The organism is Hymenobacter glacieicola, from assembly GCF_014640315.1.
Lineage (GTDB): Bacteria > Bacteroidota > Bacteroidia > Cytophagales > Hymenobacteraceae > Hymenobacter > Hymenobacter glacieicola.
The window spans coordinates 1-8,012 of record NZ_BMGS01000021.1; the positions used below are offsets into that span (position 1 = coordinate 1).

The following is an 8,012-nucleotide window of genomic DNA, read 5'->3' on the forward strand; positions in this document are numbered from 1 at the left end:
CAACCACTTCGAAACCCAGCTTCAAACAACGTCCCAACTCTGGCCGGCTTAACTAGACCACCTCATCCATAGGCTATTCCGGCGGCGGATTGGGCTGGGGATATAAGTTGCAGGTTCCTAAATCCATAAGTTATGGCTCTTACGGTGGCGGCTACGCAGGGCACGCTGTCAGCGTTTATCTGGATAGACTACCCGTCTTGTTCAACCGCACCCTTACCCGATTCGACTTTAAGGAAGTCAATTCGGAACAGGAGTTATATCTGTTTTCCTTGAAAATAGATCTATTTGCTGGCGGTGGCGTGAACTATGTACGAGGCTTCTGTGAGTCCTGTAGCTTAAATGCCGGCTTAGTATCTCCACAGGACACCATTATTTTTCGTCAGCAACCCGCGATAGTACGTCACTGGGGAGGGTATCTGACCGCTGGTGCCATTGCTCGAGTATATCGGTTGGGCAAAGAGAAAGTGAATGTAACCGTCTTCCTTAATCAAGGACTTACGACCATGATGGAGGTCCCGGTGCAATACACATACAATAGCGGCCAGGGGGCTATCAAACTACGAGTCCGAGGATCCGGTATAGGAGTACTAGCCGCCATCCCTATTCGGCTTAAAACGTTTAAGTCACCTGCTCCTTACAATAGAAATTAGCGCCGTCCTTCTCTCACTGTAGGAGAAGAATAGTGTATAAAATCTACTTAGCGGGCCGCTGAAAGGTCTTACGCGCTAGAGCGGGATTAACCTTGTTAAGCCGCAAATAGCCCGACACCAACCAATCGTTCTGCGTCCGCTCTCGCCGCAAGGAATCCCGGTAGGCCACTGCAATATTGGTGACCTGCTGCGCGACCTTATCCCGCTCTGCCTTGGCCTGCCAGGCATAGACCGTGGCCACCGTCAGCCCCAGCACGAGCACCACGACGCCAAATAAGAGCCGCCAGTCGGTGAACCCCCATACCTGGCCCACGACGGGCACACTCTTAGGGATCCGGTTCACCACCTGCTCTAACTGCTTAGTCCCCGTTGCCAGCGTCGTTTCGACTTTCTCTGGGGTCGTCAGGTGGGGCTGAATTTGTTGGGCCACTCCCTCATAGTTAATCGTGAAGCGCGTGCCCTGCTTGGCCTCCTGCAGCAGCTGCGCCACCTGCGCCTGGCTCACCGGCTGCCCCTGTTCCTGCACCCGTTTACTCAGCGCTTCAATTCCCTTCCGGATGGCCGTGATATCTTCAAAAAGCTCTTGCATAAGTTGTTACTAGTAAAATAGATAGAATTACTTCATTCACCGATACCCAGGCCCCGGCTTTTCTCCTGGCCCGGTGTGCGTTCGGGCTGCTGCCGTTGTTTGGCCTGGGCGTACTCGGCTGCCAGCTTCGCCAGCGCATAGTCCTGGCCCACCTGCTGTAAGGCCTGGGCCGGCTCCTGGCCCAGCTCCCGGACCTTCGCAAAGCCCTTCTCCAGGTTCCCCGCGCTGTACTCGCGCCCGACCTGGCTGCCCTTCACCCGGTGGCCGTCCTGCGCGAACACCACCCCGGCCGGGCTCCCGTCCTTGCGCCGGGTCAGCTCCAGCCCGATACCGCGGGCCTGCAGCGCCTCACGCAACTCGTCGAAGCTGCGGGCCTGGCCCGCCGTGTAGCTCAGGGCGCGGCCAATCTCCTGCCGGGCACGGCTCCACTCCGCCGACTGCTCCTCCTTCGGGGTCGTGGCCTGCTGCTGTTTAGGGGTCGGGCCGATTTCGCGGGCCTGCTTGCGGCCCACCTGGTCGGCCACGATCAGCCCGTACTGCTGCTCGATGCTCTTGCACACGTCCACGCTGCGCGAGCGGATAAACTGGTCGCTCACTGTCTGCCCGTCCAGATCCACCCGGTTCACTACCAGGTGCATGTGTGGGTGGGCTTTGTCCTGGTGCCGCACCACCGCCCACTGCGTGTTCTCGGGGTCGATCTGCAGCCCCTTCAGGTAATCCTGGGCAATGCGGCCCATCACTTCCGGGGTTACCTTCTCCTTTTCCTCGGCCGGGAAGGCCAGCGCCACGTGCAGCACGGCCTTGCCCAAGGTGGGCCGCATGGCCCGCACCGCGTCGAAGTCCGCCGCCATGTGCGCCGCGCTGTCCGTGCGTACCCCATGCGCGGCCAGCACCTCCGCTCCCTTGTCCGGGGTCTTCTCCTGCAGCACGTACTGGCACATGGCCCCGAACGACTGGTTCACCTTCACCTTGCCAATCATGAGGCCTCGCCCGTTAGGCGCTTTAGCAAGTGGTGCATTTGCCCCAGCACGGTGGTCGCTCCGGTGCGTTGATCCTGCCCCAAGTGCGCCAGCTTCGTAAGCTGGTTCAGGTTCGCCGCCATGCCGGCCAGCTGCGCCAGCTGCCGCGCCTCCTCGGGCGTGGGCGGGGCCTGCAGCTTGGCAGCTGTTTTCTGCTTGAGCCATACGGATCGTAGCACCTCGCCCTGGCTCAGCCGGTACCGCTCGGCCTCCTGGGTCAGCCGCTCGTGCTCCGCGTCGGTCAGCCGGACGCTCACGACATGGCGCTGCTTGTCGGCCAGTGGGCCGGGCTTGCGTCCGCCTTTACGGGGGCGGTGGGGAGTGGAATTGGCAGGGGTGTTTTCTTCCATATGGGTGGCCCCCGAAGGGGCAAGGGTAGTGAGCCCGGAGGGCGAACGGGTTTCCTGAGTTGCGCGAAGCGCGATTCAGGAAACACATCTTGCGAACAACGCCAGAACGACCCCGTCCGCGCCTCAAGGTATGGCTCTCCGCACGCATGCGCAACCCCTGCCCCACTCTTTTCCTACGGCCCCGTCAGCAGCTGCTCGTCTGGAATAGGCCGGGTATCTTCGCTCCACTTGCACGGTTGTCACCCCGCCACCGCATCGTCTGAAAAGACGAAGCCCTGGCTGCGGACACAGCCAGGGCTTCAGGAAGTGGGTGGTTTGCACACCCTACAACCTGGTAGTTATGGGGAAGCGTGCACAGGCGAAACCAGCTGGTCAGACTAACTGGTTCCGCATCTCCCTTGAGCTGCTCAAGGCAGCGCTGGGGGGAGCAGTCCGCGCCGTGGTTAGCCACTGGCTCGGGCATCCGTAGGATAACGGCGATCTGGGTTGCGGCCCGGGTCGCCGTTTGTACGAGGGCCCGTGGTTTTCGGACAACGCAAATATAGCGTCTTTACAGCACTCGCAGCCCCTCGCTGGTCTCTTCCTATCCGGAAGTCTGTTCGATGCGCACAGCGGTACAATTAGGGCATCGTGCGTGCAGCTGGGCAATGGCCTCGGGTAGTACGGGGTTGGTAGCAATGGGCCCTTGGTAAAGCGCCAGGCTCCAGGCGTTGCCCGAGCCCACCGTGGCCTGCAGGAACTCCCGGGCCTTGGCCTTCGTGAACGCCTCGTCGCTGTAAGGCTCGATCTGGTAGAACTTGACCAGCACATTACCCAGTGGGGTATTGGTCAAGCGGAAAGTATGGTCAGCCATGGTACAAAGTACGTGTAGAGAGCGGAAAACCGCGTCAAAACCCCCTTTTGGCAGGCCTAGACAGTATAATTAAGCACTTGATTATCAATGATTTAATGCTTTTTTTGTGCCGCGCCCAGTGTCGAAGGGCTTCGTGTTTGTTTGGTCTGTTTTTGCTGATCGGTAATCCTATTTATCCACACTTTAAAAGCCCTTTTTTCATACAACACAATTGTGTTTTTCTATTTGTAATCTATTTGTCTATTTGTAGGCCTCATAATCGATTGGCTTTCAAATAATTAAGGAGCTAAAGCCTAACCTTTTATAAGCGGAAACTAACCTTTTATAAGCGAACACTAACTTTTCATAAGCTAAGCCTACCCCGAAAGCTAACCTTTTATAAGTCGATAGCTAACTTTTTATAAGCTAAAGATAACCTTTTTTAATAACAGTTACATAAAATAGTTAGCTTTTAGTAATATTGTGCTGCCTATCTGTCTATTTAAGTTAATAGAGACAATGAATAAGGAATTAGAAGTACGTCAAGCCAATGCGCTGACTAATGCTCGTTATGAATACACGGAAACTCAGGCCAACATTTTCCTTGTACTACTATCTAAGCTGCGCAAAGATTCGCCTGATGATGTATATCAAATCTCAGTACCTGAACTAGAGAAGCTAACTAATAGGAAACTCAACTACAAACAGCTGAGAAACTCTACTGAAGAGATGATGAGTCGAGTGCATAAGATCAACACCCAGCATAATAGGAAAGAGGTGTATCGGCAGCTCGTGTTATTTAAAAGGATTGATTACATTCTAGGCACAGGTACTATTGAGCTAGAATTCAATGAATATGCTGTCCCTTACCTGTTCGATCTTAAGGATAACTTTACCTCGTTTCAAGTTCATGCGGCTTTGAATCTGCCTAGCAAGCACGCGAAGCGCATTTATCAGATTTGCAGTCAGTGGAAGGATAAAGGCCAAACCAGAAAGGTTACTATCCTAGAATTGAAAAAGACTCTAGGGTTAGCTGACGATAAAGGCAACGAAGAGTACACCATCCTAGCCATGTTCAAGAAGAAAGTACTAGATGTGGCGGTGAAACAGATTAATGAAAAGACCGACCTACATATTGGTTATCAGCTTGAAAAGGTAGGCCGAGCATTTCAAAACATTGTTTTTACAGTTAGGCCTCAGGTGCCCGCTACAACTATTTCCTTCGACTTGGTCCCGAATCTAGCGATCATAGCATCTGGAACTGCTACCCACCAAGTCGAGAATGCAGGGAGACTGCTCACGCAGTTGAGCATTACTACCCCTGCTCTAGTAGAGCAGATTCTAGGTAACCCGGCGCACATTGTCGCCTGCAACAAGTTTGCGCATGACCTTAAGACAGGTAAGCATACTAACGCCCGCTCCCTTTCAGGGCTGCTGCTCACTGTACTCGGCATTAAGAAAGCCACTACTGGAGGACCACTATTCGATAAGCCTGTCAAAGGCTACTAGCATTGTTCCTATTTGCCGAAAACGCGCTGCCAAAATCCTTTGCGCTCCGGCTCAGCTAGACGAGCGGCAATGCCCTCGACCATTTGGGTTAACTGCTCCACCTGCACCTGCAAATCGCGGGGACTGGCCACCGCTTGCCCAGTCGCCTCAGCTTGGGTAAGTTGTCCCTGAGCGAAACTACGTACGTCGTCATTTAAATACTGTCCCAAGGTCTTACCCGTGCGCTCGGCTGCCTTCTCGATAATAGCGCGAGTTTCCCGCTCCACCCCACGTATAGACCAAGTAACGGCTGTGCTACTGGTCGGCTTAGGTGGCCTCCCTCCCTTTTTAGCCGCCTTATTATTTGTAAGGCGTTCACTCTCACTGTTTTCACCCCCTGTATTACTAGAACTGGTTTCAGCAAAATTACTTTCCGGCCCTGTCTTACCGTTTTGAGCTTCAGTAAGACCTATTTCGGGAGCTGTCTTACTAATTGAAGTTTCTGTCAGACTAGACTCGGGCTGCATAATTGATGTGTCAGACACAGTGTGTGACGCATAGATACGCTAAAAAATTTGGTATTACATGATGTCTTACAATGAACTAAGATTCATTTACTCTATTCAATACTGCACTTTGGGCCTCTAATATTGAGATACTACACTCAGTTACTTGCTTATCTTAAGGCTGAACCCAATATTAGAATGCATCAACTGTTGAGGTCATTTGAATTAGGCGTAAATAGATCGCGAATTATCTCTACTAAACCTTGTGCCTTTCAAGTGCATTTATACCTTTGAACTGAACTTATAAGTGAAGCTTACGGTTGAAATTGTTCCTTACAACACGGCTTTCAGGAGTCTGATACGTTACTATTCCGTTCGTCTCCCAGATCAGCAGCAGCATGAAACGCGTAGATTCTTTGCTCGCTTTCCTGAAGAAGAGCATAAAAGTGCTATCCAGGACATAAGGTCTATCATACAGCTTATGGGGGAACGAGGTAAAGCTCGTCTAGAGCTGTTCAGACGTGAAGACAAGGCACATGCCATTCCTGGGTATGACTACAGAAGGCCCAAGTTTAGACTCTATTGCTTACGCTGCTGTAACGGAGTTGTAATACTAGGGAATGGAGGGGTCAAGACATCTGATTTTGCGATAGATAGCCCTGATTGCTATCCTCATTTTCTTTTAATGAACGCTGTTGCAGAAGCATTTGAAGCCCTAAACATTAACTGTTGCACCCTTCCTGATCTAACGGTCCCTTTCTCCTTGGAAATAGAGGTACCTGATCCATCATAAAATAGAATCTGTAACATGGAGCCAATTGATGACTATTGTGAGCCTATTGTAAGCCATAATGACAGAAGCTATCGTTTTGTAGCCAAGTCAGTCGGGATAGGTGACGAGATCCTTGCAGCTCTCGATCGCAAGAAAATGTCCCAGCGTGACCTTGCTACAGAGTTGAATTGCAGTGAGACTCTAGTCAGCCGCTGGCTTGGAGGTATGCACAACTTTACGTTGCGCACAATTGCTAGAATTGAAGAGATTTTAGAAACAGACCTCTTACTGACTCCAGAAAAAGCAGCTGAACGTTATAATAACCATCCAAAGGTCACTTTATATCAAACAGTAACCTCACAAGCTGCTCAACTACAACTCCGTGACTTCCCAGTACATAGAGATGTATATTCAATTAAAATTGGGCAATCTGTATCCCACTCAGATAGAGCAACTCGTACTGTACCTACTAGGCAAACAACTGTTTGGAGAGAACCAGCTCGTGAACGTCAAACCCGTTCTAACCGAGATTCTTCTATGAGAAGAGCTGCTAGGGATTTTGTCTATTAACCCTACCCTAAATGCCTAAGAAGAAAGACATAAAAGCTGAAGAAGTTATGGATCAGTTAGAGTTGTTGGATATCACAGTCCTCAGCTTTAATATACCTAATGACTCTCGTAAGGCTTACTATGTAGATGATGTAGTGGAATACACATATGATATAATGTGTGATATAGCTACGCGTGATGATTATCATCTAAAGGTGATAATTGAAATACATTGCCACCTCGAAATGGATGATGCTAGTTATATAGACACATCCTTTATGGCTGAATATATTTTTGAATTAGTCCCATCAGCAGGTGAAACAGAAGGCTTTACATTGGATAAGCTTTCTGAGGAAACAAAGCTTTCTGCTGTTGGAGTCGCCTATTCAACGACTAGAGGGTTGATGCACGCTCGAGCTGCTGGCACATTGCTGGAGGATGCAATCCTTCCTATAATCAACCCCGCAACGTTGATCGAGTCGGTAGCTGAAGTTTCAGAAGATGAATCGGAGGAAGCTTAATCACACTAGGCTGTAAGAAACAAAACAGCACCTACTGCATCTGCAGTAGGTGCTGTTTTGTTTCTTACAGCTCACTACTTTATGTGATACTAAACAGGACTTTCCCCTTACTGCAGGCTACTAGAAAGTCCCCGGGGCATCTTAGAAAAGTCGCTTAACATAATGTAGCTTATAAGCGCGACCTCGGAATAAGTGCGGTTTTCCGCCCCACTGCCCCTACTCGCTAACCGTGGTACTTTACCAAGGATCTATCCCACAATGCCTGCTGCCTAAGGCCAGATAACCGGCTAAGAAATATTGTTCCGCTTCTTTGGTGGTTGTTCGTAGTACGTTGCTAGCTTTAAGCTACTTATCCTGCTCTGCCCTCGCGGCTCTCTATTTTACCTATTGCTTGTGTTTTTTGTGCCGCACGCTCGTCAGAGTCAGCGTCCAATAGCTAGATGCGCCTACACCATTTCCTACTTATCAGCTTACTCTATGGGGCCTGCTCAGGGGAGGTTTTAGCACAAAAAACCCTCTACTTGGATGCTCAGATAGGGGGAGAGTATGCCTTCGCAGAAGGGGCGCATTTGGGCGTAGGCCAGCGTCCCTTTAAAGGGCACGAGTTCTTAATAACTCCGTTTGTAGCGCCTATGCTGCGCTTACAATTCAATGAGACGAAAGGGATTTCCTGAGGTGGTCTAAGCAAGGTGGACAGAAGAAGGACGTATCTTACTTCTGTTATGGCAGCAAAACC

At 50.9% G+C, this 8,012-nt stretch carries 8 protein-coding genes; 3 read left to right on the forward strand and 5 right to left on the reverse strand.

The window, feature by feature from the left end; translation table 11 throughout:
* Positions 1–693: 693 nt before the first annotated feature.
* From IEW18_RS21425 to IEW18_RS21440, 4 genes are all read right to left on the reverse strand, one after another.
* Positions 694–1,239, reverse strand: coding sequence for a hypothetical protein (locus IEW18_RS21425; protein WP_188559940.1), 546 nt, complete (start codon positions 1,237–1,239; stop codon positions 694–696).
* A 32-nt stretch (positions 1,240–1,271) separates the two neighbouring features.
* Positions 1,272–2,219 carry a relaxase/mobilization nuclease domain-containing protein gene (locus tag IEW18_RS21430; RefSeq protein WP_188559941.1) on the reverse strand — a complete coding sequence of 316 codons (948 nt, stop codon included), beginning with the start codon at positions 2,217–2,219 and terminating at the stop codon, positions 1,272–1,274.
* A complete protein-coding gene (locus IEW18_RS21435; protein WP_188559942.1) occupies positions 2,216–2,608 on the reverse strand; it encodes a plasmid mobilization protein in 393 nt (130 codons plus the stop codon). The genes IEW18_RS21430 and IEW18_RS21435 overlap by 4 nt, the downstream gene beginning before the upstream one ends.
* Positions 2,609–3,191: 583 nt before the next feature.
* Positions 3,192–3,461, reverse strand: a complete 270-nt coding sequence (locus IEW18_RS21440; protein ID WP_188559943.1) for a hypothetical protein — start codon at positions 3,459–3,461, stop codon at positions 3,192–3,194.
* A 498-nt stretch (positions 3,462–3,959) separates the two neighbouring features.
* On the opposite strand from IEW18_RS21440, the gene IEW18_RS21445 reads away from it, so the two are divergent.
* Positions 3,960–4,949, forward strand: a complete 990-nt coding sequence (locus IEW18_RS21445) for a replication initiation protein (protein ID WP_188559944.1) — start codon at positions 3,960–3,962, stop codon at positions 4,947–4,949.
* 8 nt (positions 4,950–4,957) lie between these two features.
* Here the strand turns inward: IEW18_RS21445 and IEW18_RS21450 are convergent, their stop codons facing one another.
* On the reverse strand, positions 4,958–5,473 hold the full coding sequence (locus tag IEW18_RS21450) for a hypothetical protein (RefSeq protein WP_188559945.1): 516 nt from the start codon (positions 5,471–5,473) through the stop codon (positions 4,958–4,960).
* Positions 5,474–6,242: 769 nt separating this feature from the next.
* Here IEW18_RS21450 and IEW18_RS21455 point away from each other — a divergent pair.
* Both IEW18_RS21455 and IEW18_RS21460 read left to right on the forward strand, forming a co-directional pair.
* Complete coding sequence (locus IEW18_RS21455; protein WP_188559946.1) at positions 6,243–6,776, forward strand: helix-turn-helix domain-containing protein; 534 nt, start codon at positions 6,243–6,245, stop codon at positions 6,774–6,776.
* Positions 6,777–6,787: 11 nt separating this feature from the next.
* Complete coding sequence (locus IEW18_RS21460; protein WP_188559947.1) at positions 6,788–7,276, forward strand: hypothetical protein; 489 nt, start codon at positions 6,788–6,790, stop codon at positions 7,274–7,276.
* Positions 7,277–8,012 lie beyond the last annotated feature (736 nt).

Bases quoted from the DNA above. Each gene is read 5' to 3' on its own strand.
- IEW18_RS21460 (WP_188559947.1), top strand. From the start codon at position 6,788: ATGCCTAAGAAGAAAGACATAAAAGCTGAAGAAGTTATGGATCAGTTA.
- IEW18_RS21440 (WP_188559943.1), bottom strand. From the start codon at position 3,461: ATGGCTGACCATACTTTCCGCTTGACCAATACCCCACTGGGTAATGTG.
- IEW18_RS21445 (WP_188559944.1), top strand. From the start codon at position 3,960: ATGAATAAGGAATTAGAAGTACGTCAAGCCAATGCGCTGACTAATGCT.
- IEW18_RS21435 (WP_188559942.1), bottom strand. From the start codon at position 2,608: ATGGAAGAAAACACCCCTGCCAATTCCACTCCCCACCGCCCCCGTAAA.
- IEW18_RS21455 (WP_188559946.1), top strand. From the start codon at position 6,243: ATGGAGCCAATTGATGACTATTGTGAGCCTATTGTAAGCCATAATGAC.
- IEW18_RS21425 (WP_188559940.1), bottom strand. From the start codon at position 1,239: ATGCAAGAGCTTTTTGAAGATATCACGGCCATCCGGAAGGGAATTGAA.
- IEW18_RS21430 (WP_188559941.1), bottom strand. From the start codon at position 2,219: ATGATTGGCAAGGTGAAGGTGAACCAGTCGTTCGGGGCCATGTGCCAG.